This is a genomic window from Aeoliella sp. (assembly GCF_965227375.1).
GTDB lineage: Bacteria > Planctomycetota > Planctomycetia > Pirellulales > Lacipirellulaceae > Aeoliella.
In genome coordinates this window covers 2,920,126-2,946,030 of the sequence record NZ_CBDDFX010000001.1, presented here as the reverse complement: position 1 = coordinate 2,946,030, position 25,905 = coordinate 2,920,126, and the positions used below count along the sequence as shown (strand labels likewise).

Sequence of the window (25,905 nt, the reverse complement as noted above, 5' to 3'; positions counted from 1 at the left end):
GGCACTATTGTGCTAAACGCGGTCACGATCGTCAAGGTTTCGCCGCGCAGCGTGGGCTAGAATGCCAAATTCCAACTGGCGGCATCTCTTCACTTTCAACGTCTTGGCGGATTCTTCCATGCCTTCCGGCGATCAACGTATCGAGCAATCGTACAACTTGGCCCGCGACCTCTATGCCTCGTTGGGCGTCGACACCCAGGAGGCCCTCGCGCGGCTGCGGCGGATTCCCATCTCGCTGCATTGTTGGCAGGGCGACGATGTCGCGGGCTTCGAGCAGTCGGGCGACGAACTTGGCGGCGGTCTGGCCGTAACCGGCAACTACCCCGGCAAAGCCACCACGCCCGACGAGTTGCGCGCGGATCTCCAGCAAGCCTACTCGCTAATTCCAGGCAAGCACCGCTTGAACCTGCACGCCATCTACGGCGAGTTCGGCGACCATGTGCCCGAGCGAAACGAGATCGGCCCCGAACACTTCACTGGCTGGATCGACTGGGCCAAAGATCAAGAGTTGGGGCTCGATTTCAATCCCACCTACTTCGCTCACCCGCTGGCCGCCGACGGGCTGACGCTCTCGCATCCCGACCCGACGGTGCGCAGCTACTGGATCGAGCATGGCAGGGTCAGTCGCAAAATCGGTGCGGCCATGGGTGCCGCGCTCGGCACTCCGGCGGTGACCAACTCGTGGATTCCCGACGGCATGAAGGACACTCCGGCCGATCGCAAAGCGCCGCGCGAGCGATTGGCCGAGTCGCTCGATGCGGTGTTTGCCGAACCGATTGACCCCACCGAGAACCTCGATGCGGTGGAGTGCAAGCTGTTTGGCATCGGGTCGGAGAGCTACGTGGTCGGCTCGCACGAGTTCTACCTCGGCTACGCCATCACGCGCCAGAAGCTGCTGTGCCTCGACGCAGGACACTTCCACCCCACCGAGACGATCTCCGACAAGATCTCGTCGGTCCTCACGTACGTGCCGGAACTGCTGCTGCACGTCAGCCGAGGCGTCCGCTGGGATAGCGACCATGTAGTGACGCTGAACGAGGAACTGTTCGCTATCGCTACGGAACTGGTCCGCGGCGGCTACCTTGATCGCACGCACATCGGCCTCGACTTCTTCGACGCCAGTATCAACCGCATCGCCGCATGGGCCATCGGCACGCGTAACATGATCCGCGCGTTGCTCGCAGCGCTGCTCGAGCCGACCGACAAGCTGCGTGAGTTTGAGAGTCAGGGTGACTTTACGGCCCGGCTGGCCCTGATGGAAGAGATAAAGACTCTGCCGCTGGGCGCGGTTTGGGATTACTATTGTTTGCAGTCAGGAGTGCCGGTCGGCATGGACTGGCTGGAGCAAGTTCGCGAGTACGAGAAGAGTACACTCATCCATCGGTCGGCAAAGCCGGCCGCCCTCTAGTCTGCTGAGGAAACTTGCATGGCGGAAGAGCAATCGACAGGCGGGGAGTTCGAACGCGAGCCGGTGCCGGAATCCGCGCTCAAGGGCCCCGGCAAATTCTGGGGCATGTACGCAGGCGAGCACGCCGCCGGCACCGAGTTCATGATCGGCCCCTTGTTCCTGGGAGCGGGCGCGAGTCTGCAAGATCTCATCGTTGGTCTGCTGCTGGGCAACATTCTGGCGGTGCTCACGTGGCGGTTCCTGGTAACACCAATCGCGATGGCCAAGCGAATGACGCTCTACTATCAACTCGAGCGCATCGCAGGCGGTTCGGTGGTCAAGCTCTATAACGCCGTAAATGGAGTGCTGTTCTGTTTCTTGGCAGGAGCAATGATCACCGTGTCGGCCACGGCAACGGGAGTTCCGCTGGGCGTTGAGTTCGCGGTGCCAGATGAATGGTACGGACTGGGCAAGCCTTCATTCACTTTGCTGGTGTTTGTCGTAGGTGCAGTGATCGCCGTGATTGCGGCCGCCGGCTACGAGATGGTCGCCCGCGTGGCAAACATCGCCGCGCCTTGGATGATCGCCATTTTCGCTGCTTGCGGATTGGTATCGCTCGCTCAAATGGGCGTGAGCGACTGGGGCTCGCTATTGGGTAACTGGGATAGCGCCGTGGGCTTTGTTCAAGAACGCGATCCGCAGAGTTTCAGCTTCTGGCAAATCGTCGTCTTCGCTTGGCTGTGCAACGGCGCGATGCATTTTGGCATGGCTGACTTGTCAATCTTCCGCTTCGCCCGCGATAAGTCGTCTGGCTGGGCGCCGTCGATCGGCATGTTTCTCGGACATTACATGGCCTGGATTGCAGCCGCCTTGATGCTGGCAGCGGCCATTAAACTAGGTCAGCAATCAGGCCACCTCGAAGCTCTACTCAACAAGGATGGCAAGGTGGTGGCCAACCCCGGTTGGCTTGCCTCAGAGGCACTAGGGTGGACTGGCATCCTGTGCGTAATTATCGCCGGCTGGACCACGGCCAATCCCACGATCTACCGTGCAGGACTGGCGTTTCAGGGCATCTTCCCGAATAGTTCTCGTGTCAGGATGACTCTGCTTGCCGGCGGTGTTGCAACCGTTGCCGGAGCGTTTCCTAATCTGTCTGGGCAGTTGCTGGGCTTCGTTGGAACGTACGGCACCGTCTTGGGGCCGATGGGCGCGGTGATCTTCGTCGACTTCTACTTGATGCGCAAGTTTGGCTTGTCCGACGAGTACGCGACGCACGCTCACTCGAAATTCAACGTGGCGGTGTTGCTCGCTTGGGCGCTGCCCGTAGCAGTCGGGCTAGCATTTATATACGTGCCCGGACTCATCTACGAGAATGAGAAGGTCTTCCCCGCCTATATGGTCATCCCCTGCTGGATTGCTTGCGGTGTGCTGTACCTGGTGTTGTCGAAGTTCACCCAGCGGCCGGTGCCGCGGATTGATGAATTGGCGTCTAACTGAGCGGAGAATCGAACGTGAAAGTACTGAAACTAGTTTCGCTTGTCGCGCTCGCCGCTACGCTCGTACCGAGCCTGCTGTACCTGACTGGGGCGCTCTCGCACGATGTGGTAGGTTGGACGGCAATCGTTGGCACGGTCGCGTGGTTCGCTACGGCTCCGTTGTGGATGGACCGCACGCCAAAAGTCGACGACGCCGAAGTGCAAATCTGACATCCGCCAGACAAAACCTGAGTAGCTGTGGCAGCCATTGTTGCCGAAGGCCGGAGCAATCCTAGCTATGCCTGCTAACCTGAGATTTCGCGTTTGGCACTTGATCTTGGCGATGGCCTTGGTAGCCGTCTGGCTGCCGATGGCCAAGTGGTTGCTTGCCTTAGAAGCCCTGGACCACGCCAATCGACCGCACACCACCATGGACTTTGTCGGCTTCTATATCGGCACTGCGGCATTGGTTGTAGTTCCAGTTGCACTGGCAATTGCACTCTTCAGAAAATTGAACCTAACCGACTCGTTACTTAAGCGGCGCAAACAACTGCCATGACGCACCATTACATCGCTTGCGACCTGGGCGCCGAGAGCGGCCGTGTGATTCTGGGCACGCTCGAAGGCGACAGACTGTCGCTCGACGAAGTGCATCGCTTCGCCAATCACGCGGTCCGCATTGCCGGCACGATGCGATGGAACATTCTCGGCATCTTCGAGCAACTCAAAGAAGGCCTGCGACAGATCGCGCAGCGCGGCGTTCAACCAGCCGGCGTGAGTGTTGACTCGTGGGGCGTCGACTATGTCTGGCTCGGCGATGGTCAGCCGATGCTTACGCTGCCGCATCACTACCGCGACCCGCGCACCAACACCACGTACGAAGCAGCCCAACAGTCCATCGGCCGCGAGACCATCTTTGCCGAGACCGGCATCCAGTTCATGCCGCTCAACACGATCTATCAACTGCTGGCCGATGTGCAGCAAAGCCCCCAGGTGCTGCAGGTCGCCACGCAGTTCCTTCCCATCGCCGACTACCTGAACTACTTGTTCAGCGATGTCGCCAAGTGCGAAGTCAGCCTCGCCAGCACAACGCAGATGTACAATCCCGCCACCGGCGACTGGTCCACCAAGCTGATCGAAGCTTGCGGGCTGCGACGCGACGCGTTTCCCGAACTGGCTGGCTCCGGCACGAAGCTCGGCCCGTTGACCGCGGAACTGCAGGATGAAACCGGCCTCAACACCACACAAGTGATCGCCACTTGCTCGCACGACACTGGCGCCGCGGTGGCCGCGGTGCCGGCCGAAGGAGACGATTGGGCGTACTTGAGTTCCGGTACCTGGTCGTTGATTGGGGTGGAGTTGCCACAGCCACTCGTGAACGACACAGCTCGCGAAGAGAACTTCACCAACGAAGTCGGCTACGGCGGCACCATTCGGTTCCTTAAGAACATCATCGGCTTGTGGCTGCTGCAAGAGTGCCGTCGGGCGTGGCAGCGCGAAGGCCAAACGCTCGACTACGCCGAACTCAACAACTTGGCTGCCGAAGCCGAGCCGTTTCGATCGTTGATCAATCCGAACGATCCACGATTCCTGCAGCCCGAGCACATGCCGACGGCCATCACCACTTTCTGCCAGGAGACCGGCCAAGCTGCGCCAGAGACACCCGGTCAGTTCGCGCGGTGCATTCTCGAGAGCCTTTCGCTCATGTACGGCCAGATGCTCAAGACGCTTCAAACGCTGACGGGCCGCGAGATTCGCAAGCTGCATATCGTCGGCGGGGGGAGTCAGAGCAAGCTGCTCAATCAGTTCGCCGCCGACGCGACCGGACGGACGGTGCTGGCTGGCCCCGTGGAAGCGACCGCCATCGGCAACCTGTTGATCCAAGCCATCGCGCTGGGGCAACTCGACGACCTGTCAGCCTTGCGACGGGTCGTACGGAGTTCATTCGGCATCGAAACCTACGAACCATCGAATCGCGAAGCGTGGAGCGCGGCGCAAGCACGCTTCGCCGCCTTGCCAACGGCCCGCTAAGAGAACTTCGCGATGCTCGACAACGACTGCGAACCAATCGACCTGGCGCGGGTGACGCAGGAAACCGGCATCGAGCGAGTTCACTTCTTCGACGAGACCGACTCGACCAACACACAAGCACTCGCCCACGCTGCGCGGTCCGCTGAGCCACTGACCGAATTGTTCATCGCCGAACGCCAGACCGGAGGGCGAGGTCGCGGGCAGAATCGCTGGTGGTCTGCGTCCGGCGCGCTCACTTGGTCGGTGCTCACCCGTCCGCTAACGGTCCCCCCTGCCCACTTGCCGCAGGTGTCGCTCACCATGGGCCTGGCGATCTGCGAAGCGGTAGAGCAATTCGCGCAAGGCGACATCGCCCTGAAATGGCCCAACGACGTTTTCCTCAACGGCCGCAAAGTAGCGGGAATCCTCATCGAACTGCCCAGCGGCACGCCACCTCGGCTGGTGGTCGGCGTTGGCCTGAACGTGAACAACTCTGCGAACAGTGCTCCCGAGGAGTTGCGTGAAGCCGCGATCGCCATGTGCGACGTGCTGCCGACGAGTGGAATGTCTCTCGATCGGACGGCGGTGCTAGTGGCGTGTTTGTCGCAAATCGAAGTTCAGCTTGCGCGATTCGAGCGAGGCGATCCAACGCTCGCCAGCGATTGGCGCGGCCGATCGTTGCTCACCGGCCGAAACGTCCAGGTCGAAACGCCCCGCCAGAAAATTACAGGCGTTTGCGAGGGTCTGGCCGACGACGGCGCGCTCCGCGTGCGAACCTCCAGCGGCGTCGAGCAGCTATACGGCGGGGTGGTCATCGGTTTTCGATAATCACCCCTTGCCCGGATTCAAATTCGCACGGCGGGCGACTATCCTAGTGGTTCTAGTGCCAGGGAATTCCGAGTCGCTTGGGGGCTTGGAGCACTCGAATCACACGCAACTACCACCTTCCAACGGGATCGACCACGTGGCGGCAGTTCAGGAAATGGCCTTATCCACCGGCGTCTTACTCGCGCAAGCAGCGAACGAGACAACGAAGAATGGTTGGCAGGCAGTGGTCGATGGCAACGGCATCGCCATCTCGCTGATGGGTATGACCATTGTCTTTCTGGCATTGGTCCTCATCACGCTGTTCATTGCTTCGGTGCCCACGCTGCTGGCGTGGCTCGACCCGATCCTTCCCAAAGGCCATAGCCACCACCACGCGCCGCCTACTCCCGAAGAACAAACACCGCTGGACCAAGAAAAAGTCGTCGCGGCCATTGGCATGGTCTTGCATACCGAGTTTCAAAAGACGCTCAGCAATTCCAAGTAAGTTCCCTCGTCGATCCTCCTTCGTCACCGCCCACCACTCGCACCCAGCAAGCCCGACCAGATGGATATCCTCCAGCAGTTTCTCGATACCACTGGCTTTGCCAACATGACGTGGGGCAACGCCGGCATGATTTTGATTGGGCTGGTGTTCATCTCTTTGGCAATCATCAAGGACTACGAACCACTGCTCCTGGTGCCAATCGGATTCGGCATCCTCATCGGTAACATCCCCACTACTGCCGATATGGCGCTCGGCGTTTATGACGTGGGTGGCATCGTCGTCGAAGAAGGCCAACTGCTCACCGAGCGGCTGGATGAAGGAGGCAACGCGATCCCAGACGGCGGGTCGGCAGAGACGGTCGGCGAGCGAGTAAAGTACAACCCTGGCAGCGTCCTCAGCTACATCTATTTCGGTGTAAGCCAAGGTATCTTCCCGCCGCTGATCTTTCTGGGCATCGGGGCGATGACCGACTTCTCCACGATGCTCTCCAACCCCAAGCTCGTGCTCTTGGGCGCGGCAGCGCAGATGGGCATCTTCCTGACGCTCATCGGCGCGCTTTACCTTGGCTTTAGGCCCGATCAAGCCGGCGCCATTGGCATCATCGGAGGGGCGGACGGGCCAACTGCTATCTTCCTTGCTTCCAAACTGGCGCCAAACCTGCTTGGTGCAATCGCCATTGCTGCCTACTCTTATATGGCGCTGGTGCCAGTGATTCAGCCGCCCATCATGAAACTGCTCACCACCCGCGAAGAGCGGCTTATCCACATGAAGCCGCCGCGGCACGTGTCGCGTCGCGAGAAGATCATCTTCCCGATCGCTGCGTTCCTGATCTGCACGATGATCGCACCCGGCTCCATCGTCCTGATCGGCATGCTGTTTCTAGGCAACCTGCTAAAGGAAAGCACCGTGACCGAGCGGCTCGCCAATAGCGCCCGGACGGCGATGATCGACATCGTGACCATCCTATTAGGTTTTTCGGTCGGCGCGAGCACCGACGCCAGCCGGTTTCTGACGCGCGACTCGCTGATGATCTTCGGCCTCGGCGCGTTGTCGTTCGCCATTGCCACGGCCAGCGGCGTGCTGTTTGCCAAGTTCATGAATCTGTTCCTCACGCATAAGATCAACCCGCTGGTCGGCGCTGCTGGAGTGTCGGCCGTACCCGACTCGGCGCGAGTGGTGCAGATGGTGGGACAAAAAGAAGACCCGCACAACTTCCTGTTGATGCATGCCATGGCCCCCAACGTAGCCGGCGTAATCGGCTCGGCTGTTGCCGCCGGCGTGCTCTGGAGTGTGTTGGGGAATTGAGTGAGTAGGTAGATGCGTAGATAGCCCCGGCATCGATGCCAGGGACAACAGATAAATCCATAATTCCCAACTTGAGTCCTGGGATAACCTTTCAAAGAGCTTCTCGTGACTAAGAAAAGAGTTGACTTCATGTGCACCGCGTTTCGGGACGGGTTTCAATCCGTCTACGGGGCTCGCGTGCTGACCAAGGACTTCCTGCCGGCGCTCGAGGCAGCTCGGGACGCGGGGATCGACTACTTCGAGGCAGGCGGTGGTGCGCGGTTCCAGTCGCTGTACTTTTATTGCCAGGAAGACGCGTTCGACATGATGGACGCCTTCCGCGAGACCGCGGGACCGGACGCCAACCTGCAGACCCTCGCGCGCGGTGTGAACGTAGTGGGGCTCGAATCGCAGTCGAGCGACGTGATCAAGATGCACGCCGAGCTATTCAAGAAGCACGGCATCACCACCATCCGCAACTTCGACGCGCTGAACGACGTAAACAACCTGATCTACAGCGGCCAGTGCATCGCCGACGCCGGACTGCTGCACCAGGTGGTCGTGACCATGATGGAGCTGCCACCGGGTTGCGAAGGCGCGCACGATGCCGATTTCTACGCCGACACGCTGCAGAAGATTCTCGACGCCGATATCCCGTACGACGCGGTCTGCTTCAAAGACGCCTCCGGCACCGCTGTGCCCTCGAAGGTGTACGAGACCATCAAGCGGGCGCGGAAGATGCTGCCGGCCGATGCGTACATTCATTTTCACACGCACGAAACGGCCGGCGTGAGCGTGCTGGCGAACAAGGCGGCGCTCGACGCAGGTGCGAACGCCATCGATCTGTCGCTGGCCCCCTGCTCCGGCGGCACTTGCCAGCCCGACGTGCTGGTAATGTGGCACGCCCTGCGTGGCAGCGAGTACGAACTGGATGTCGACATCGACAAGGTTCGCGAAGCGGAAGAGATCTTCAAAGAGTGCATGTCCGACTACTTCCTGCCGCCCGAAGCGGTGGCCGTCGAGCCGCTGATCCCCTGGAGCCCCATGCCCGGCGGTGCGCTCACGGCCAACACGCAGATGCTGCGTGACAATGGCATCATGGAAAAGTATCCCGACATGATCCGCGCAATGAGCGAAGTGGTCCGCCTAGGCGGCTACGGCACGTCGGTCACACCGGTCTCGCAGTTCTACTTCCAGCAAGCGTTCAACAACGTGATGTTCGGCCCGTGGGAAAAGATCGCCGAGCCTTATGGACAAATGGTGCTGGGTTACTTCGGTAAGACTCCGGTTCCGCCCGATCCAAAAATCGTGGAGCTTGCGTCGAAGCAGTTGGAGCTCGAGCCGACGACCGATCCTCCGCTGGAGCGCAACGACGCTGATCCCAACAAGGGACTCGAAGCAGCCCGAGCGAAACTGAAAGAGAACAACCTGCCGGAAACCGACGAGAACCTATTCATCGTCGCCACTTGCAAGGACAAAGGCCTGGCGTTTCTTGAGGGCAAAGGTGAGTTCGGCGTGCGGAAGGTCGACAAGGAGGCCGAAGCGGCCAAAGTCGCCACACCACCCCCGCCCGGCCAGCCTGCCGAGTACACGGTCACTGTCGACGGCAAGGACTACTTCCTGGCGTTCAACGGCAACAACGTGGTGGTCGACGGCAACGTATATCAGGTTTCGCTCGCTCCCCGTTCTGGTGGCGGTGGCAACAGTGCTGCCCCGGCTGATTCCGGCGCGACGACCACCGTGAAGGCGCAAATGCCGGGCGTACTCCTCAAGGCCAAGGTGAATCCCGGCGACCGCGTTTCGTCGGGCCAAGCGCTGTTCATCCTCGAAGCAATGAAGATGGAAGTGCCGGTCGCGTCGCCCTGCGATGGAATCGTCAAGGAAGTCATGGTGCAGCCCGGCGAGCAGATCGCCAACGGGCAGGACCTGGCCATCCTGGGCTAGGTTACCTTCACGCCATCCGTTTGTACGCAGCGTGCCGATAGTACTTCGGCCGCGAGTCGAGTCGTACGTGCAACCAAGGCACCCCGCCCCCTGCCGTATTTACCCACATCCGCTTGTCGGTTAGTTGGTTCAACACGGCTGTAGCCAACGCCCTCCACAACGCGTCGGTTTGCTCCGCGGGCGCCTCGCGAAGAAAACTCGCCAAGTGGCAATAAGCCGAGTCGTCGCCCACGGGACAAGGCACGACGAGCGTCGCGTCGCCGCTCAGGTTCTTGAACACGGCCACATCGTCGGGCCAAGTCTTGGCAAAGAACTCCCGGAACGCCGTCCGCGACGCGGGGCGATCGAGCCCCGGACTGTCGAGCACCACACATTCAAAAGGCTGATCGGCCGTTGAAAGATCCAACGGCGGAGTTTCCCAGCGCACCGCGCGATAGCCAAACGACGTCACGAGCGTCGAGAACGCGTTGCGACATTCCTCGTGAGCAGCGAGTCCCTCGTAAAACTCGCGCACCGTTACAGGGCGGCCATCACAAGACAGCGCGATCTTCTGGCACCCCGCATCCAGACGGGCGACGTCTTCAGTCCACATGCCGATCTTCTCGTTCAGTCTTGCTTGACCTACCCCGCCGCTTCGTCCCCTGGCCCGTACATCCCAGGCACCGCGATTCCGTTGAGCCGCAAGTAGGTCAATAGGATCGCTCGGTGGTGGATGGTGTGATTCATTACGAACGAGCGAATCACCACGGCGCGGGGCATGGTGAACATCACCTCGCCCTGCTTTAGCAGCGACCAGGGCTTCATCATGTCTTCGTCGTCCACCTTCTCAATCGCCGCGCGGGCTGCGGCGACGTTCTTGTCGAACGAAGCGAGGATCTCCTGGTTGCTTTTCAGACTAGGCGTCTTGTACGGCTCGCTCCCTTTGGGGTGGACGTCGAACGAGTCGCTCTCGAGCGTCATCCCCGTCCAGGTGAGCAAGTTCACCATATGACTGGCATTCCCACCAATAGAAAGTGTCGTCTCTGTTGCCTTCCAGTCGAGTTTGTCGTCCGGCACGAGCTCCAATATCTTCCGGGTGTTGGCCATCTCCTGGTCGAACTCGGGTAGAATCGTTTGGGCGTAGGACATGGGTTGTTCCTATCGAAGTTTTGTTTTGCTAGTAGATCTCGCAACAAACAGATGATACATAAGTACACCACGTCGTCAATACTTGGTGCGTGGCAAGTCTGAACTGCAGGAGGAGAAAGATGGGCCGAAAGAATCCCAAAGTTCTATTGCCAACTGCAGGGGCTGCATTCGCGGTACCTCTAGAAGACGGACGTTACAGTGTTTGTCGAGTACTGCGTCGTGCAACTCCCGAAGAGACCCAATGGCATGGTTCTGAGAGCGTGCTTGTGGCTACTTCCGCATGGATTGGCGATATAGTTCCCGCTCCACAAGACGTGGCATTGCGCCCCATCTTGCTTAAGACGCATCACAATTGGGAAAACGAACCCGACGTTTATTGGGTTTCTGAGCCTCCGCCCTCTGATTTCCTTCCAATAGGGATCGTCGAACCTTCCGCTGAAGAAGTGAACCTCGAATGTGATGCGTTCAGCGGGTGGCTGTCGGCACAGATCCAATCGCTAGCTCAGTGGCAGTGGGATAACGATCGCGAATCTGTGCTGGAAGCGGGTAAGCTTAAGGCCATAAAGCAGCAAGAAGAACGTCAACGTGAATGCGAAGCGCGAAAAGCGCGTCTCGAAGCCACAACGCTTGAGAATCTACGAAACCGTCAGTTCTTCGAACATTGGGATGACTACCCAGCCAAGAAAGCAATACTTGGCTCACGTCAAATTATGCAGGAAACGGTAGAGCAACTCATTGAACTTGGCACTGCCGCGACTGAATCAGCACGATTAGCTGTCCTTCAAGAATGTATCGAAAGATTCAATCGGCTTGACGAAGAACTGGATCATTTCGTCTTGACTATCGAGCGCGAAGACATCTGTGAGGAGTTTGAGATGCTAGTACACGCGTGCGGGCTCGGTGCGCACGAAGACTTGGCCGACGAGTGGCGAGACTGGTAGCGACCTCTGGTCTGCCTGGCGAGCATGACTGGATCGACTCGGCTTACCGATCCACCCGCGCCGAGCCTCCACCAGCCAGCTTCTCCACTTCCTTGAGCGTTGCCATGGTGGTGTCGCCGGGGGTGGTCATGGCGAGTGCGCCGTGGGCGGCGCCGAAGTCCACCGCGGTTTGGGGATCGCCGGTGGTCATCATGCCGTAGATGAATCCGGAGGCGAAGCTGTCACCGCCGCCGACGCGGTCGAGGATCTCCAGGTTCTCGCGGTGCGTGGCCTCATAGAAGTTACCGTCGTACCAGGCGAGCGCGCCCCAGTCGTTCACGCTGGCCGACTTTACCGTACGGAGCGTGGTGGCCGTGGCGCGGAAGTTGGGGTATTCGTCGACCGCCCGCTCGATCATTCGCTTGTACGCTTCCAGCGGCAGTTCGCTCAGGTTCTCATCAACGCCGGCAACTTCGAGGCCAAGACACGCGGTGAAGTCCTCTTCGTTGCCGATCATCACGTCGACCAGCTTGGCGATGCGGCGGTTGACTTCCTGAGCGCGGGCTTGGCCGCCGATCGCTTTCCACAGCGACGGGCGGTAGTTCAAGTCGTACGAGGTGACCACGCCGTGCTGTTTGGCGATGGAGAGGGCTTCTTCCACCACGTCGGGCGTGGTGTCGGAGAGCGCTGCAAAGATGCCGCCGGTGTGGAACCAGCGTACGCCGCGCGTGCCGAAGATGGTTTGCCAATCGATGTCGCCCGCTTTGAGTTGCGAAGCGGCGGTGAGTCCGCGGTCGCTGCACCCCACAGCGCCGCGCATGCCGAAGCCCCGCTCGGTGAAGTTCAGCCCGTTGCGCACCGTGCGGCCGATTCCGTCGTACGGCACCCAGCGCAGGTAGGTGAGATCGACCCCGCCCTGCAGCATCAGGTCCTCCACCAATCGGCCGACTTCGTTATCGGCGAGCGCTGTAACGATGGCCGTTCGCATGCTGAAACACCGCCGCAGCCCGCGAGCGACGTTGTACTCGCCGCCGCCCTCCCAGGCTTGGAATTGTCGCGTGGTGCGGACACGGCCCTCGCCTGGGTCGAGTCGCAACATGACCTCGCCCAGCGAGACCTGATCGTAGGCACATGCATCCGCCGATTTGATTTCGAGTTTGCTCATCGTCTTCTATTTATTTGTCTGGTTGACCGACGAGGCGTAGCTCGTCGGCTATTGGCTTACGAATGGTTCATTCGCACCTACTCACCTACTCACCTACTCACCTACTCACCTACTCACCTACTCACCTACTCACCTACTCACGTACTTCTCACCAACTCCACAGCTTCGCGAACCGCTTTCTCGACTCCGCTGAAGTCGCCGCTTGCATAGAGCGCTGGTTTGACCATCCAGCTTCCGCCGCAGGCGACAACGCGGTCGAATGCCAAGTAATCGGTTACGTTCGCGGGGCCGATGCCGCCAGTGGGGATGAAGCGCATTTGCCGGTAAGGGGCAGCGATGGCTTTGAGCGTCGAGAGGCCGCCGAACGATTCGGCGGGAAAGAACTTCACCACTTCCAAACCGTGCTCGATGGCTTGTTCCACGTCGCTGGGAGTGCAAACTCCGGGGCAGATCGGCATGCCGATCGCCAAGGCATGCGATACCACGCGGGGATTGAAACCGGGCGACACCAGGAACTTCGCGCCGGCGGCTTGCGCCTGATCGACCTGTTCGGTGGTGAGCACGGTGCCCGCGCCGACCAGGAGGTCGCCTCGTTCGGCCATCAGGCGGATCGACTCCAGCGCGGCCGGCGTGCGGAACGTTACCTCGGCCACCGGCAGTCCACCGGCCACCAGCGCATCGGCCAACGGGTTGGCCTGCGAAGCATCGTCGAGTGCAATTACAGGCACCAGTCGGTGCTGCTTCAGCGTTTCATTGATCTGACTGCTCATCGATTCTCTCTCGATTGCTGAATGCGTTTAGGGCTTATCATGGGACAAGACGAGTCCTACCGCCTGCATGTCGTAGTCGGTGTACGTGTTAAGATTCATCAGAGTTGTCGGAGTTATTGGAGGAACTCTATCTACAGGCGGCGAACGGTCATGCCGCCATCGACTGGTAGCACCGCGCCGGTGGCGTAGGTCAACTGCCCCGTGGCCAGCACGGTTACCGCGCGGCCAATGTCCTCGGGCACGCCCCAGCGGGGCTCGACGGTCAGTCCTTCGGCCAGCATCTTGTCGTACTTATCTGTCACGCCGGCGGTCATGTCGGTGCGGATCACGCCGGGGCGAATCTCAAACACAGGAATGCCATATTCGCCCAGCCGCGCGGCCCACAGTTGCGTGGCCATCGCCACGCCGGCCTTCGAAATGCAGTAATCGCCCCGATTAATCGACGCTTCGGTGGCGCTCACGCTCGAAACGTTGATGATCGCCGCTTGGAACTCCGCGTCCGCCTGTCGCTGTTCGATCATCCACTTAGCGGCCGCTTGGGTGAGGAAGTACGGTCCGCGGAGGTTGATGGTGATCAAGCGGTCGAAGCTATCGGGTGTGGCTTCGAGCAGATCGGACCTCACGTCGGGCGCGACGCCAGCGTTGTTCACCAGCACGTCGAGCCGCCCCAACCGATCGCGAATCTCAGAGAGCATCCGCGCGTGGTCTTCCAGGTTGCCGATGTCCGCCTGGCAGTAGAGCGTCGCCGCGCCCAGCGATTCGAGTTCCGCAAGGGCCTCGGCGACGTCGTCCGCCGCACGGCGACCGTTGATCACCACGTCGAACTCGGCCGCAGCCAAACACTTGGCCACTCCCAGCCCAATCCCCCGGCTGCCCCCAGTCACTAAAGCTACACGCCTGTTTTGCTCGTTCATGACAGTATCGAATGGTGAATAGTAATGTGTTGCCTCGCGCCCGCGGTGCTACTGTTTTGTCGGCCCGAAGAACGTGTAATAGGTTTCGTCCTTCGCCAAACGGCCAACGTACAGGGCCGCTTCGCGGAGGTGGTAGTCGCCCCACATGCAGGCCTCGCCCACGGGCGCTTTGCGGCCCGGTGGTACGTGGTCCCAGCCGTTGGGTTGATGGTAAACCGTGTGTAGCAACAGCCCTTCGTGCTTACCGTCGGTCGACAAGTAGGGTTCATCGAGCAGCGAGTGCAGCACCTTGAGCCCCGCTTGCGTGTACCGAGTGGCGGCTGCCGAATCGCGCGTTTCGAGATAACGCCCCAGACGCAGCAGCCCCTGACAGGCGATCGCCGCTGCCGAGCTATCAACCGGCTCGACGTCGTTGAACGGATCGGCCGGCTTGTCGAGGTAGTCGCCCAACTGCACAAGGCCCGGCGCGCCGGTGTCCCAGTACGGAACGCCACAAGTGGGTGTGTGCTCGATATAGAAGTCGCACGTGGCGCACGCCGCGCGGAGGAACAGTTTTTCGATGGCTTCGCGGCCGCCCATTGGTTCCAGCTCGGCGTCCTCTCGCGTGGCCAGCCACTCGAGTTGCTCGGGAAATCCAACCATGGCCCAAGCCAAACCGCGTGTCCACGTGCTGAACGGCGAGTAGCCCTGCTGCGTGGAAGGGGCGCGGTAGTCGCCGTTGTTGGTGTTGAACAGCGACTCGTGCGCGGTGCGGCCACGAATGTCGTAGGTGTCGCGATCCTCGCCGTACCAAATGTTGTAGGTGGCGGTGGCCGTGGCGTGGTCGATGATGCGCTCCAGCAGGTTAATCGGCTCGTCTCGCTCGCCCATCAGCACATGGCCCAACTGGTGCGCGAGCGACAACGCGCGGCACGAGCGAATGGTGTCGACAAACAACGACTGCGGACCGTTGAACGAATAAATGTAGCCACCGTTGTCGCGGGTGGTCGACCACCGCGAAGCCTGCACCGCGCCAGAGGCCTTCATGGCCATCTCGTAGAAGTTGCGCTGCCAGGTGTCTTCTTCGATGCGGCCTTCGTTCATCAACCGCAACAGCGCGCCGTAAGTGCTGACGTTGTTGAAACCATGATCGTGCACGCCGATGTGCGTGACATGCGGCGCCATCACACCCACGGTCCGATCGCGCCCCACTTCGAGGAATCGCTCGTCGCCGGTGGCGTCGAACTGCAAGACCAGACTGCCGAATTGAAAACCTTGCGTCCACTCGGTCCAACCCTGCGCTTGATACTGCCCATCGATCGTGAAAACCGGACTGGGAGTTCCGATTTTCCAGCGACCTTCAATCCGATCCAAGCGATCGGCCGAGGCGGCCCACATGCGGTCGATCTGAGGGAGCAAGTCGGCGGGGCAAAGCGTTGACGAGCTAAGGTCGATCATACTGCGAGATTCCAAGCGGGTCCTGGGTTAAGCGGGGGCCGAAGATGTGCCAAGCCCCGATTGTAACCAACTCGCGTGCCCGCAGTGAGGGAGCCCACCATCGGGCTGCGTGGGTCGCTTGCCGCGCCCGATTCGTTTAGACTCAGAAGGTCTCCTTTCGACCGAGTTCCTCTAGCGGTTCCTCCAACCCAAGCGACATGTCCACAACGATTTCCGATACCCCACGCTGCGATCGAGCGCAACTAGCGCGACAAGTTGAAGAGATCCTGGACGCCACGCCGGCGTGGGATCTGCACACGCATTTGTATCCGGCCAGCTTTGGCACACCGCTCGCCGGAACCGGCGCCAGTGCGGCGGATCCGAAGGGTCTGATGCTGTGGGGCATCGACGAGCTGCTGACCTACCACTACCTGGTGGCCGAAGTGTTCCGCGTGGTGCCATCGCGCGTGCTGCCGTACGCCGATTTCTGGCGAATGAGCAAGCAGCAGCAAGCCGATCACATCTGGCAACACTTGTTCCTCGAGCGCACTCCCGTGAGTGAAGCCTGCCGCGGCGTGTTGACCACGCTCCAGCGACTGGGACTCGACCCGGCCGACAAGGATCTCGATGGTTACCGCAAGTGGTTCACCCAGCAAGATCCCAACGACCACGTCGACCGTGTGATGCAGGCCTCGGGCGTTTGTCGCATCACCATGACGAACGACGTGTTCGACGATAACGAGCGGCAGCGGTGGTTGACCGACCCAGCGGTTGGCAGCGACTCGCGGTTTGCTCCGGTGCTTCGATTCGATCCGCTACTCTGCGATTGGCCGAGTGCCGCGCGGCAGCTGAGCGCATGGGGCTATCGCGCCGACGAAAATCCTTCGCCCGAGGGCATTGCGGAGGTGCGACGATTTCTCTCCGACTGGCTCGATCGTACGGGAGCCATCTACTGCGCGGTCAGCCTGCCACCGACGTTCCGCTACAACGGCTTGGACGATACCCAAGTGAGCAGCGTGATCTTCCGCGAGGCGGTGCTGCCTACCCTGGCGGAGCGCAACCTGGCGATGGCGCTCATGATCGGCGTGTTGCGCGGCGTGAATCCTCGCCTGTCGATAGCGGGTGACGGACTGGAGAAGGCCGACGTGTCGAGCATCTGCCGGTTGTGCACCGACTTCCCGGACAATCGCTTCATGGTCACACTGCTGTCGCGCGAGAATCAGCACGAACTGGCCGTGGCCGCGAGGAAGTTCGATAACCTGTTGCCATTTGGCTGCTGGTGGTTCCTGAACAATCCTTCCATCATCGAAGAAATGACTCGCGTGCGGATGGAACTTTTGGGAACCTCGTTTGCCCCGCAGCATTCCGACGCCCGGGTGCTGGAGCAAATCGTGTATAAGTGGTCGCACAGCCGGGAAATCATTGCCAAGGTGCTCGCCGACAAGTACGCTGATATCATTCGCGCCGGCTGGCCCGTCAGCGAAGACGACATGCGACGCGACGCCAAGCTGCTGCTTCACGACAACTTCCAGAACTTTGTCGCTGGCCGCTGAGCCGGTGATCCTTTCGAAGGCCAGGTGACTTCTATGTCTGCGTATGCATATCGTGTGTGTTGTCTTGTCGGCTGTGTTTGCGTGGCTTTCGCGACGCTGCCCAACAGCGGCAACGCTGCCGAGATGGGCATGTCGATGGACGACGATGGGGTAACCATCACTATCGACGGCGAGGTCTTCACCCGCTACGTGATGTCGTCGGGCACGAAGCCGATCCTGTACCCCGTGATCGGCCCGACGGGAAAGCCGGTGACGCGCGACTTCCCGATGAAGCCGGTCGGTCCGAATGAAAAGGACGACCACCCGCACCACCGCTCCATCTGGTTTGGCTACGAAGGGATCAACGGGGTGAACTTCTGGCACGAAGCGCCGCGCCCCACACAGCACGACGGCCGACAGGTTCACAAGAAGTACAAGAAGGTAGAACTCGACGGCGACACCGTGGTTCTGGTGACCGAAAACGACTACGAGGACGGCAACGGCGATGTCGTGGCCAAGGACGAACGGACCTACCAGTTTGGCACCGATGGCGACGCCCGCTGGATCGACGTGACCATCAAACTCTGGTCGCCGAAAGGGCCATTGAAGATCGGCGACACCAAAGAAGGCGCTTTTGCCGTGCGTGTGGCCGGCACCATGAAGAACACGGCGGAAATGGGTGGTAAGTTCATCTCCAGCAATGGCGACGAGAACGGCCGGGCTTGGGGCAAGCCGGCCGCTTGGGTCGACTACCATGGCCCCGTCGATGGCGAGACTGTTGGCATCGCGATCATGGCCCACCCTTCAAGCTTGCAACCCGAGCCTCGGTGGCACGTTCGCGAGTATGGACTCTTCGCGGCCAACCCCATTGGTGCATCGGATTACTCCCGGGGTGAGGCCGAAGGTGGTCTGGAGCGTGAGGAAGGCGAGCCGATTGTGCTGCGGCATCGCATCCTGATTCACAAGGGCGACCACGTCGACGCGGACATCGCCGGCGCGTACGCCGAGTATGCCAAGACCGAGGCAGATCACTCGGAGAGTCCTAGCTCCTCGCAAGACGAAAGCACTTCGGCAAAGGGGACATGAGCCAGCCGGGCGAAGCTCGGATGCCCCCGCAACCTGGCGCGCGACGCGGCCGGCGAGGTCACGCCGCACAGGAAGCGCGCTAGCTGCCGCGCGGATGCCAATGCCGGCTTTCGCTCATCGATCACACCGCGCATGGCCGCGAGATCTTCTTCGGTAATCTTGGCCGGCACGCCGGCGAGCGGTGTGGCCTCCGCGCCCTGGCAACGATCGCAGTGGCCGCACGCTTTGCGGTCCTCGCCAAAGTAGGCCAACAGCGTCTGCGTCAAGCAGTCGGGCGACTCCGCCAGGTCGATCACGTTGTGGATGCGGGCGATGTCGTTTTGTTCGCGCGTCATGAACTGCTCAAGGAGCAAGTCGACCAGCGCCGACAAGTCGTCGACTCGTTTGGCGATCCGAAAGCCGTGCCGCACGCCAGATGTTTCGAGCACCAGATCGCCCTTCTGGTCGAGGTAGTCGAGCGCGGAGATGATGCGCTGCCGCGGCTCCTGAAGAACGTCCGACGCCTTGGCCACATCGATGGTGTACCAGGTCTTGGCCGCCTTGGATTGCTTGAAGACGTCCGCAATGAACTTCGCGCGCTCCGCGTCGAAGCGGGCGAGGATCTCCGCCGAGGGGCGAATTGGCTTAAAGCGGTACTGGGTGTAGATGGCGCCGGTTGGCCTGATCACACCTTCGAGTTCGAGGTAGGTAATCAGCGTCCGCACCACCAGATCGCGGACGTCGTGGTTGTACGAGAGATCGTAGAGCGACAACTCGATTTCGTCGCCTTCGGCGCCGAGCACTTCCTGGACGATGTTGGCGATCGCGGTGCGCGTGGGCGTATCGCCGTAGCTGAAGTTCTCGAGCGTGATCACATCGCTCGCGCAGCCCAGCAGTTCGCAATGCGCGGGCTCGCCGTCGCGGCCTGCACGGCCGATCTCCTGCATGTAGCTTTCGAGGCCTTTGGGCAAGTTGAAGTGATAGACCGCGCGGATGTTCGACTTGTCGATTCCCATACCGAAGGCAATGGTCGCCACGACCACCATGTCGTCGGCCGCCATGAAGGCATCCTGGATCTCGGTTCGCTTCTCGGTACCCAACCCGGCGTGGTACGCCTGGGCGTGGATGCCTCGGCTGGCGAGGAACGCGGCGACCTGCTCGGCCGTTTTTTGCAGCGTGACATACACGATCGCCGGCCCCGTCGGTCGCTCTTTTAGCCGCTGCAGCAGCAGATCGTAGCGCTGCTGGTCGCTGGCGCAGGGCGTAGCGTGCAGGTGCAGGTTTGGGCGGTAGAAACCGGTTTGCACCACGTCGGGCGGTTCGATCGAAAACGCTTCGGCAATGTCGGTGGCAACCTCCGGTGTGGCCGTGGCGGTGAGCGCCAGTACGCGGGGAATCTCCAGTTTCGCGGCCAGCGAAGCGATCCGCAGGTAATCGGGCCGGAAGTTGTGCCCCCACTGGCTGATGCAGTGCGCCTCGTCGATAGCCAGCATCGAAATGTGAATCCGCTCGAGTGTCTTCAAGAAGCGCTCGTTGCCAAACCGTTCGGGCGAGACATACAACAGCCGCGTGCGGCCGGCGTGCAGGTCGTCGAAAACCTGGAAGTTCTCCTCGCGAGTCAAACTCGAGTCGAGCCGCGCGGCCGCCACGCCGCGCTGGGCGAGGAAATCGAGCTGGTCCTTCATCAGCGCGATCAGCGGCGAAACAACTAGCGTCACCCCGTCCAGCACCAAAGCCGGTAGCTGATAACAAAGGCTCTTGCCGCTGCCGGTGGGGAAGATGGCCAACGACGATCGCCCCTCCAGCAGGCAAGAGATTACCTCGCCCTGGCCGGCGCGAAGCTGCTCGAACCCGAACACTTCCTCTAATATTCTGCTAGCTTCGCCGGAAATCGCCATCGCGCTGCTCGGGGTGATCGTGGCGGTCATGGTAGGCTCGAGCGTGGCTGCGGGAATAGTGTACGTTTGTTTACATCACTATATTACCGGTCCTCGCGCCGAATGCAAGCTTATTTTTTTACAGGTCTAGAGATGGCCCGTCCGTGGCTAGCGAGTGCAACTTCGGCTAAGCTTTGGGGCAATTGTCCCCGACGCACTGGAGTTCGGCCATTACTGCTCGCCAACTTATTCAGGTCACTCGCCCAGGGTTGTGGTCCACGCAGTTGTGGTTTTACCTGCTGCCACTGGGTGGGTATCGTCTGCTCGATACGGCCGGGTTCTGGCTCGGCGCTGTGTACGTGACTTTTCCGCTGGGGCTGCTGCTGTACGGCTGGAACGACTGGGCTGACTTCGAAACCGACCAGCTCAACCCGCGGAAGGGCAACCTGCTATTCGGCGCGCGGTTGTCGGCCGACTCGCTGGCGCGGTTGCCGTGGATCATTGCGGCAGTACAGGTTCCGTTCTTCATTGCCTTCACGCTGCTGGTCGGCGCGAAGTTCCTGCTCTGGATCGCCGCGGCGGTGGCGGTCAACGCTTGCTACAACCTGCCAGCGATCAACTTCAAGGGCCGGCCGCTGCTCGACGCGCTGAGCCAGGGCGGATACCTGTTGGTGTTTGTGCTGGCCAGTTGGGTGAACGACGTGCCGCAGTTGCCGTGGCAGGTGTTCTTGTTCGGGTTGCTGTTCGCGGTGCACTCGCATCTATTGGCCGAGGTAACCGACATCGAGCCCGACCGCGCGGCGGGCCGCCGGACGACGGCCGTGGTGATCGGCTCCGCGCGAACCAAGCTGGTCGTCGCCGCGCTATTGTTTGCCGAAGCGGTCGTACTTTTGGCCTATCTTCACCAGAGTGCCATGGGAAGGCTGGCGGCCGGTTTCTTGCTGCTCGCCGGGCTTGGGTTCGCCATCGATTTTTGGCTCCGCGGCGACCGGACCATCGCACCAGGAGCCCTGGCAGGAGTGCTCGTGGCCTGGAATATTGTGGCCATCGCGAGCATGTATCTGGTGTGGCGGAGCGGGCTTTTCGTGCAATAGCACTGCGCAAAACAGGACCCGCATCTAGGAACTCGCCCAAGATTCTGTTTATTATAGACACTTCGAGATTTTGTTTCCCTTTTTGCAGGAGTAGTTGCGATGCGCAAATTTGGTTTTTGCCTGACACTCATGGCGGCCTTGGGCTGCGGACTCGGCTGTTCGCAGAAGACCGTGGACGAGGCGGGCGAGGCTGCCGAAGCAACTGGCGATGCTGTTGAGAGCGCCGCCGACGATGTTGCTGATGCCGCTGGAGAAGCCGTCGATGAAGTCAAGAAAGCTGCTGATGATGCTGTGGATGCAGTAGACGGTGACTCTTCCGAGTAGTTGGAAGATACAGCAGTTCTCATTGGCTACGGTATTAGTGACTCAGCGGTGGGCTGAGTCACTAATACTGTGCCAAGTGTATCTTAGAGCGACCGCTCGCCCGTAGTGCTAGAGCGCTGCGAGACTGACGGCGCTTGCTCTTCGGCTGGCAACAGGTCGAACGTGTCGAGACCAAAGTTGTAGTTTCTAGCCAGCTCATTCTTACCCAGCACGGTGACTCTCACACGGTGCTCTCCCGCTTCCAATCGATGGACGCCTAGCTCCAGCGAAGCGCCTGGCGAGACCTTGCCGGCGTAGAGGTCCATCGGCTCCGTAGGCGCGTGGTCATTGAGTTGCGCCTGGATGATGCCGTATCGTGGTCCCGCGGTGGTCGTGAACCGCGCGCGATACACGCCGGGCTGTGCGACCTGGAACTTCCACTCGGCCGTGGCGTCGGCTTCAGCGGAGGCAAACAACTGCCGCCCCTCGCTCCACATCCCCTGGCCGAACCTCCGCATCGAAAAGCTGAAGGCGTGGCAGCGGTTCTCTTCGACTAGCTCGAGCGACTCGGCCTCGATCCGCACACTCGGCCTCTCGGAACCAGCCGCGCCGAGTTCAATCCACAATGCGTCGTTGCCGTACTGGCGGGCGTAGTCGTAGGCCATGCGGCCGTAGCCAGCTTCCTGCCACTTGGGCCCGTAGCTGTTGCGGAACACCAAGTACCCTCCGCCGGGCGTGTGGTCGTCGTCCTGGTAACCGACAAACACAATGCTATGCCCGTCGCGCACTTCAGCAGCCGTGGGGACTTTGAGCAAATCCTCCGGCTTCTTCGAGCGCGGCCATCGCAAACCACAAGCTACCGGGCGCCCAGCGGCGAGCGTTTGCTTGATCGAGGTGAACTGCTCCTCAGAAAGTCCCGACTGAAGCGACCATAGCTTGATCCAGTGTGGTCGCCACCGCCCGCTGGTCTGCTGGGCTTCGGCAATGGTCGACTCGGCAGGTCGCGAGGTCTCGCCGGTGCGATGGTAACTGCAACTCGACTCGCTAGGGATACCAAGCTCGTTGAGCCCCTGCACGGCTTCGTAGAACATAGCCTGATCGCCCCGACGCCCGGTTGCTTCGTTGGCGGCCCACACCAGGAACTCTTCGGAGAGCGATGGCGAAGTGGTCTCGCCCGCGGTGAGCCAGGCGTAGTTTGCACAAGCGGTGATCGCAAACAGCGAGCAAGTGTTGCGCTCGCCCTGATGCCAGCACTCGAGACCAAAAGACTCGAACTGCGATCGCAAATCGACGGAGGCCGGCAACTGCTCTGCACTTGTGGTGGGAACACCAACCAAGAGCGCCAACAGCGCGAGAGGAATGCACACTCGACTCATGCTAGCTCCGAAGAATGCGTGCGTGGTAGAAGGCTCAAGGAACCTGCGGGGTGGGACGTCGCATTATAGACTCACGGCGTCGCGCGCAGCAAACGCATCTCACCGAGCAAGTGACCGTTGATCGACCGGCGTGGCAGTCGCGGCACCAGGGAGGCTTCGCGGGATGTTGAAGCAGTGCAACATCGGCACCGCAAACCTTGCGAGAATCGTCACCGATTTTGCGGCGCGCAACTTGCTATCGACAGTGGCTACTGTGGATTTTCACCGAAAAACATCGCTCTGCGCTGCTTCCACAGCGATTGACCGGCTGCCCATGCCGCGCGCGGTACTGTACAATAGAAGACTATTCGAGGTACCGGTTCGCGCGTTGTTTGCAGCGGTTGCTGCACCGAAACCAGACCTCAACCCCCTAGAGGACCATGCCTACCGACAGCTCGACCGCGACTCAAGACAAACCGCCTGCGCCCTCGGACCCCAACCACAGTAGTGCCGCTGTAGCGCAGAACGGCAATGCTGCCGAAGTGCTCAACGACGAGCCAACGGCGCCGCCGGTGGTCGAAGCGACCAAGCGATTCTTCGCTGGGCTCAAAGCATCCGGCGATAAGCTCTTTCTGGGGCATACCCTGGCTGCGCGGCTCGACGAGTTCCTCAACCAGCCGCACGCACCGCCACAACCGGTGGCGCGGCAATTGAAGAAGTTGCTGCGAGGTTGCCCCGAAGTGGTGATCGATGGCGATCTGACCTACGCGGTGCTGCGCCCCTCGGTGGGCACCAAGCAAATTGTCCGCTTGCATCCCTCGGCCCATGACTTTGAGAGCGTCTCGCGGGGCGACTACTTGCAGCTCAAGGACGCGCAGATCCAAGGTGGGGAAGAAGCGGACAAACCGGGTTTGGTGATCGACTTCACGCCGTACTTCCGCGACCTGCCACTGGTGACCGACGCTGGCGAAATGGGCAGCGGCATCTCGATCCTCAACCGGCACTTGTCGGCGCAGATGTACCAGAACCCGGAGCGGTTTCGCAAAGCCCTGGTCGACTTCCTCAAGGAGACCCACCTCAACAGCCACAACATCCTGCTCAACGAGCAAATTCGCACTGTCGAGGAGTTTGCTGCCGAATTGGCGACGGTCCGCTCGCTGCTGGACGACTACGACGACTCGACTCCCTACGAACCAGAAGTAGCGCACGAGATTCGCGCTCATGGATTCGAAGCCGGTTGGGGCGCCAACGTGGGGCGGATCTCCGAGACACTCCGCTTGCTCGAACAAGTGCTCAACTCGGCCGACCCGGCGCGGTTCGAGGAACTGCTCGCGCGATTGCCGCTGGTGCACAACGTGCTGATGGTCTCGCCCCATGGATGGTTCGCGCAAGAAGGTGTGCTAGGCCGGCCCGATACCGGTGGCCAGGTGACCTACGTGCTCGATCAAGCCAGGGCGCTGGAGCATGAGATCAACCAGCGGATCGCGCATAGCGGTCTGGACGTCGCCGCCAAGGTGATTGTGCTCACGCGACTCATCCCTGAAGCCGATGGCACCACTTGCAACGTTCCGCGCGAGAAGATCTACGGCTCGGAAAACGCTTGGATTGTGCGCGTGCCGTTCCGCGACGAGTCGGGCGAGGTTGTGCCGCAATGGATCTCGCGGTTCCAGCTGTGGCCGTACGTCGAGAGCTTTGCCGAAGAGTCGCGACAAGTCGTTGTGACCGAACTGATGGGCAAGCCCGACTTTATCATCGGCCACTACACCGACGGCAACCTCGTGGCACACTTGCTGGCCGATCGTTTGGGCACGACGCATTGTGCGTGCGTGCACGCCTTGGAGAAGACCAAGTACCTGCTGAGCGACGCCCACTGGGGCGACCTGGAAGAGCAATACCGCTTCAGCATGCACTTCACGGCCGACCTGCTGTCGTACAACTCGGCCGACTTCATCGTCTCGAGCAGCTTTCGTGAGATCGCTGGCACACGCGACGAGATGGGGATGATCGAGTCGTACGAACTGTTCAGCTTGCCGGGACTCTATCGGGTTCAGTCGGGCTTCAACCCGCGGTTGGCCCGCCATAACATCGTTCCGCCGGGCGCCAGCGAGGAGTTCTTCTATCCCAACCATGACCACGCGCGGCGGGTGCCGCAGATCACGCAGTCGCTGGCCGAACGGTTCCTCCAGGCCGAACCGAGCGAGGGAAATGTCGGCCATCTGGAGAATCCGGAACTGCCACCCATCTTCGCCATGGCGCGGATGGACAAGGTCAAGAACCTCTCCGGCTTGGTAGAGATGTTTGGCAAACACGAGAAGCTCCGCGAGCAAGGCAACCTGCTGCTGGTGACCAGTCTCAACAGTGTCGAGGCGTCCAACGATCCCGAAGAGATCGAAGAGGTCAATCGCACGTACGAGTTCATCGACCAGTACGAACTCGACGGTCACATCCGCTGGTGTGCAGCGCGCCTCGACAAGACCGAAACGGGTGAGATCTATCGCCTGATCGCCGATCGTCATGGCGTGTTCGCCCAGCCTGCGTTCATGGAGACGTTCGGCTTGACGGTTATCGAAGCGATGGCCTGCGGCTGTCCGGTGATCGCCACCTGCTTTGGCGGGCCATCGGAGATCATCCTGCCGGGCGAGTGCGGCGACATTGCCGACCCCAACGACCAACAACACTTTGCCGACTTGCTGCTAGGCGTGATCGGCAACGATGAACTTTGGCAACGATACCACGAAGAGGGCATCCGCCGCGTCGCCTCTGCGTACACCTGGCGACGCCACGCGTCGCGGCTCTTGAGCCTGGCCAACGTTTACAGCTACTGGAACCACACCGACGTTATGAATCGACCTGCTTTAGATCGCTACATCCACACGCTCTATCACACGGTTTACCGTCCTCGCACACAGTCGATGGTGCAATAGGCAATGATGCAATAGGAAAGCGTCAGGCAC

General features: G+C 60.7%; 23 protein-coding genes. 15 read left to right on the top strand and 8 right to left on the bottom strand.

Annotated features, from left to right (window positions below):
- Positions 1 to 61: 61 nt before the first annotated feature.
- From ACQK2L_RS12030 to ACQK2L_RS11990, 9 genes are all read left to right on the top strand, one after another.
- The gene (locus tag ACQK2L_RS12030) at positions 62 to 1,408 is read left to right on the top strand and encodes an L-rhamnose isomerase (RefSeq protein ID WP_425397215.1); all 1,347 of its coding nucleotides are present in this window, start codon (positions 62 to 64) and stop codon (positions 1,406 to 1,408) included.
- An 18-nt stretch (positions 1,409 to 1,426) separates the two neighbouring features.
- Entirely contained in the window at positions 1,427 to 2,884 is a 1,458-nt protein-coding gene (locus ACQK2L_RS12025; RefSeq protein WP_425397214.1) for a purine-cytosine permease family protein, read from the top strand.
- 14 nt (positions 2,885 to 2,898) lie between these two features.
- Positions 2,899 to 3,093, top strand: coding sequence for a hypothetical protein (locus ACQK2L_RS12020; RefSeq protein ID WP_425397213.1), 195 nt, complete (start codon positions 2,899 to 2,901; stop codon positions 3,091 to 3,093).
- Positions 3,094 to 3,160: 67 nt separating this feature from the next.
- Positions 3,161 to 3,421 (top strand): hypothetical protein, encoded by a 261-nt coding sequence (locus tag ACQK2L_RS12015; protein WP_425397212.1) that lies wholly within the window; start codon positions 3,161 to 3,163, stop codon positions 3,419 to 3,421.
- Positions 3,418 to 4,893: a rhamnulokinase gene (locus tag ACQK2L_RS12010; RefSeq protein ID WP_425397211.1), complete on the top strand. Its 1,476-nt coding sequence runs from the start codon at positions 3,418 to 3,420 to the stop codon at positions 4,891 to 4,893. The genes ACQK2L_RS12015 and ACQK2L_RS12010 overlap by 4 nt, the downstream gene beginning before the upstream one ends.
- A gap of 12 nt (positions 4,894 to 4,905) precedes the next feature.
- On the top strand, positions 4,906 to 5,700 hold the full coding sequence (locus ACQK2L_RS12005; RefSeq protein WP_425397210.1) for a biotin--[acetyl-CoA-carboxylase] ligase: 795 nt from the start codon (positions 4,906 to 4,908) through the stop codon (positions 5,698 to 5,700).
- 154 nt (positions 5,701 to 5,854) lie between these two features.
- Positions 5,855 to 6,184, top strand: coding sequence for an OadG family protein (locus ACQK2L_RS12000; RefSeq protein WP_425397209.1), 330 nt, complete (start codon positions 5,855 to 5,857; stop codon positions 6,182 to 6,184).
- Between the two features lie 60 nt (positions 6,185 to 6,244).
- Positions 6,245 to 7,489 carry a sodium ion-translocating decarboxylase subunit beta gene (locus tag ACQK2L_RS11995; RefSeq protein ID WP_425397208.1) on the top strand — a complete coding sequence of 415 codons (1,245 nt, stop codon included), beginning with the start codon at positions 6,245 to 6,247 and terminating at the stop codon, positions 7,487 to 7,489.
- Between the two features lie 105 nt (positions 7,490 to 7,594).
- Positions 7,595 to 9,412: a biotin/lipoyl-containing protein gene (locus ACQK2L_RS11990; protein ID WP_425397207.1), complete on the top strand. Its 1,818-nt coding sequence runs from the start codon at positions 7,595 to 7,597 to the stop codon at positions 9,410 to 9,412.
- Between the two features lie 7 nt (positions 9,413 to 9,419).
- On the opposite strand, the gene ACQK2L_RS11985 is transcribed toward ACQK2L_RS11990, so the two are convergent.
- Positions 9,420 to 10,004, bottom strand: coding sequence for a DUF6940 family protein (locus tag ACQK2L_RS11985; RefSeq protein WP_425397206.1), 585 nt, complete (start codon positions 10,002 to 10,004; stop codon positions 9,420 to 9,422).
- A 29-nt stretch (positions 10,005 to 10,033) separates the two neighbouring features.
- On the bottom strand, positions 10,034 to 10,540 hold the full coding sequence (locus tag ACQK2L_RS11980) for a DinB family protein (RefSeq protein ID WP_425397205.1): 507 nt from the start codon (positions 10,538 to 10,540) through the stop codon (positions 10,034 to 10,036).
- Between the two features lie 119 nt (positions 10,541 to 10,659).
- Here ACQK2L_RS11980 and ACQK2L_RS11975 point away from each other — a divergent pair, with 119 nt between their 5' ends.
- Positions 10,660 to 11,481 (top strand): hypothetical protein, encoded by an 822-nt coding sequence (locus ACQK2L_RS11975; protein WP_425397204.1) that lies wholly within the window; start codon positions 10,660 to 10,662, stop codon positions 11,479 to 11,481.
- Positions 11,482 to 11,524: 43 nt separating this feature from the next.
- Here the strand turns inward: ACQK2L_RS11975 and ACQK2L_RS11970 are convergent, their stop codons facing one another.
- The 4 genes from ACQK2L_RS11970 to ACQK2L_RS11955 all read right to left on the bottom strand — a co-directional run bounded on the left by ACQK2L_RS11970 (position 11,525) and on the right by ACQK2L_RS11955 (position 15,746).
- Positions 11,525 to 12,625: a PfkB family carbohydrate kinase gene (locus ACQK2L_RS11970; RefSeq protein ID WP_425397203.1), complete on the bottom strand. Its 1,101-nt coding sequence runs from the start codon at positions 12,623 to 12,625 to the stop codon at positions 11,525 to 11,527.
- A 137-nt stretch (positions 12,626 to 12,762) separates the two neighbouring features.
- Entirely contained in the window at positions 12,763 to 13,395 is a 633-nt protein-coding gene (locus ACQK2L_RS11965; protein WP_425397202.1) for a bifunctional 4-hydroxy-2-oxoglutarate aldolase/2-dehydro-3-deoxy-phosphogluconate aldolase, read from the bottom strand.
- A 131-nt stretch (positions 13,396 to 13,526) separates the two neighbouring features.
- The gene (locus ACQK2L_RS11960; protein WP_425397201.1) at positions 13,527 to 14,309 is read right to left on the bottom strand and encodes a 3-ketoacyl-ACP reductase; all 783 of its coding nucleotides are present in this window, start codon (positions 14,307 to 14,309) and stop codon (positions 13,527 to 13,529) included.
- A 48-nt stretch (positions 14,310 to 14,357) separates the two neighbouring features.
- Positions 14,358 to 15,746: a glycosyl hydrolase gene (locus tag ACQK2L_RS11955; protein WP_425397200.1), complete on the bottom strand. Its 1,389-nt coding sequence runs from the start codon at positions 15,744 to 15,746 to the stop codon at positions 14,358 to 14,360.
- Between the two features lie 197 nt (positions 15,747 to 15,943).
- Between ACQK2L_RS11955 and ACQK2L_RS11950 the strand changes: the two genes are divergently transcribed.
- Together ACQK2L_RS11950 and ACQK2L_RS11945 are read left to right on the top strand one after the other, a co-directional pair.
- Positions 15,944 to 17,278, top strand: coding sequence for a hypothetical protein (locus ACQK2L_RS11950; protein WP_425397199.1), 1,335 nt, complete (start codon positions 15,944 to 15,946; stop codon positions 17,276 to 17,278).
- A gap of 33 nt (positions 17,279 to 17,311) precedes the next feature.
- Entirely contained in the window at positions 17,312 to 18,343 is a 1,032-nt protein-coding gene (locus tag ACQK2L_RS11945) for a PmoA family protein (protein ID WP_425397198.1), read from the top strand.
- Here the strand turns inward: ACQK2L_RS11945 and ACQK2L_RS11940 are convergent.
- Positions 18,286 to 20,250 (bottom strand): RecQ family ATP-dependent DNA helicase, encoded by a 1,965-nt coding sequence (locus ACQK2L_RS11940; protein ID WP_425397197.1) that lies wholly within the window; start codon positions 20,248 to 20,250, stop codon positions 18,286 to 18,288. The genes ACQK2L_RS11945 and ACQK2L_RS11940 overlap by 58 nt on opposite strands.
- Before the next feature lie 152 nt (positions 20,251 to 20,402).
- Here ACQK2L_RS11940 and ACQK2L_RS11935 point away from each other — a divergent pair, with 152 nt between their 5' ends.
- Positions 20,403 to 21,293: a UbiA family prenyltransferase gene (locus ACQK2L_RS11935; RefSeq protein WP_425397196.1), complete on the top strand. Its 891-nt coding sequence runs from the start codon at positions 20,403 to 20,405 to the stop codon at positions 21,291 to 21,293.
- Positions 21,294 to 21,392: 99 nt separating this feature from the next.
- The gene (locus tag ACQK2L_RS11930) at positions 21,393 to 21,617 is read left to right on the top strand and encodes a hypothetical protein (RefSeq protein WP_425397195.1); all 225 of its coding nucleotides are present in this window, start codon (positions 21,393 to 21,395) and stop codon (positions 21,615 to 21,617) included.
- A gap of 83 nt (positions 21,618 to 21,700) precedes the next feature.
- Here ACQK2L_RS11930 and ACQK2L_RS11925 read toward each other — a convergent pair whose 3' ends face one another.
- Positions 21,701 to 22,972 (bottom strand): C1 family peptidase, encoded by a 1,272-nt coding sequence (locus ACQK2L_RS11925; protein WP_425397194.1) that lies wholly within the window; start codon positions 22,970 to 22,972, stop codon positions 21,701 to 21,703.
- A gap of 419 nt (positions 22,973 to 23,391) precedes the next feature.
- Here ACQK2L_RS11925 and ACQK2L_RS11920 point away from each other — a divergent pair, with 419 nt between their 5' ends.
- Positions 23,392 to 25,875 carry a sucrose synthase gene (locus ACQK2L_RS11920; RefSeq protein ID WP_425397193.1) on the top strand — a complete coding sequence of 828 codons (2,484 nt, stop codon included), beginning with the start codon at positions 23,392 to 23,394 and terminating at the stop codon, positions 25,873 to 25,875.
- The last annotated feature ends 30 nt before the right edge of the window (positions 25,876 to 25,905 follow it).

Bases quoted from the DNA above. Each gene is read 5' to 3' on its own strand.
- ACQK2L_RS11960 (WP_425397201.1), bottom strand. From the start codon at position 14,309: ATGAACGAGCAAAACAGGCGTGTAGCTTTAGTGACTGGGGGCAGCCGG.
- ACQK2L_RS12000 (WP_425397209.1), top strand. From the start codon at position 5,855: ATGGCCTTATCCACCGGCGTCTTACTCGCGCAAGCAGCGAACGAGACA.
- ACQK2L_RS11940 (WP_425397197.1), bottom strand. From the start codon at position 20,250: ATGACCGCCACGATCACCCCGAGCAGCGCGATGGCGATTTCCGGCGAA.
- ACQK2L_RS12015 (WP_425397212.1), top strand. From the start codon at position 3,161: ATGCCTGCTAACCTGAGATTTCGCGTTTGGCACTTGATCTTGGCGATG.
- ACQK2L_RS11920 (WP_425397193.1), top strand. From the start codon at position 23,392: ATGCCTACCGACAGCTCGACCGCGACTCAAGACAAACCGCCTGCGCCC.
- ACQK2L_RS11980 (WP_425397205.1), bottom strand. From the start codon at position 10,540: ATGTCCTACGCCCAAACGATTCTACCCGAGTTCGACCAGGAGATGGCC.
- ACQK2L_RS11945 (WP_425397198.1), top strand. From the start codon at position 17,312: ATGTCTGCGTATGCATATCGTGTGTGTTGTCTTGTCGGCTGTGTTTGC.
- ACQK2L_RS12030 (WP_425397215.1), top strand. From the start codon at position 62: ATGCCAAATTCCAACTGGCGGCATCTCTTCACTTTCAACGTCTTGGCG.
- ACQK2L_RS12005 (WP_425397210.1), top strand. From the start codon at position 4,906: ATGCTCGACAACGACTGCGAACCAATCGACCTGGCGCGGGTGACGCAG.
- ACQK2L_RS11965 (WP_425397202.1), bottom strand. From the start codon at position 13,395: ATGAGCAGTCAGATCAATGAAACGCTGAAGCAGCACCGACTGGTGCCT.
- ACQK2L_RS11955 (WP_425397200.1), bottom strand. From the start codon at position 15,746: ATGATCGACCTTAGCTCGTCAACGCTTTGCCCCGCCGACTTGCTCCCT.
- ACQK2L_RS11930 (WP_425397195.1), top strand. From the start codon at position 21,393: ATGCGCAAATTTGGTTTTTGCCTGACACTCATGGCGGCCTTGGGCTGC.
- ACQK2L_RS11975 (WP_425397204.1), top strand. From the start codon at position 10,660: ATGGGCCGAAAGAATCCCAAAGTTCTATTGCCAACTGCAGGGGCTGCA.
- ACQK2L_RS11950 (WP_425397199.1), top strand. From the start codon at position 15,944: ATGTCCACAACGATTTCCGATACCCCACGCTGCGATCGAGCGCAACTA.
- ACQK2L_RS11970 (WP_425397203.1), bottom strand. From the start codon at position 12,625: ATGAGCAAACTCGAAATCAAATCGGCGGATGCATGTGCCTACGATCAG.
- ACQK2L_RS12010 (WP_425397211.1), top strand. From the start codon at position 3,418: ATGACGCACCATTACATCGCTTGCGACCTGGGCGCCGAGAGCGGCCGT.
- ACQK2L_RS11925 (WP_425397194.1), bottom strand. From the start codon at position 22,972: ATGAGTCGAGTGTGCATTCCTCTCGCGCTGTTGGCGCTCTTGGTTGGT.
- ACQK2L_RS11985 (WP_425397206.1), bottom strand. From the start codon at position 10,004: ATGTGGACTGAAGACGTCGCCCGTCTGGATGCGGGGTGCCAGAAGATC.
- ACQK2L_RS12025 (WP_425397214.1), top strand. From the start codon at position 1,427: ATGGCGGAAGAGCAATCGACAGGCGGGGAGTTCGAACGCGAGCCGGTG.
- ACQK2L_RS11995 (WP_425397208.1), top strand. From the start codon at position 6,245: ATGGATATCCTCCAGCAGTTTCTCGATACCACTGGCTTTGCCAACATG.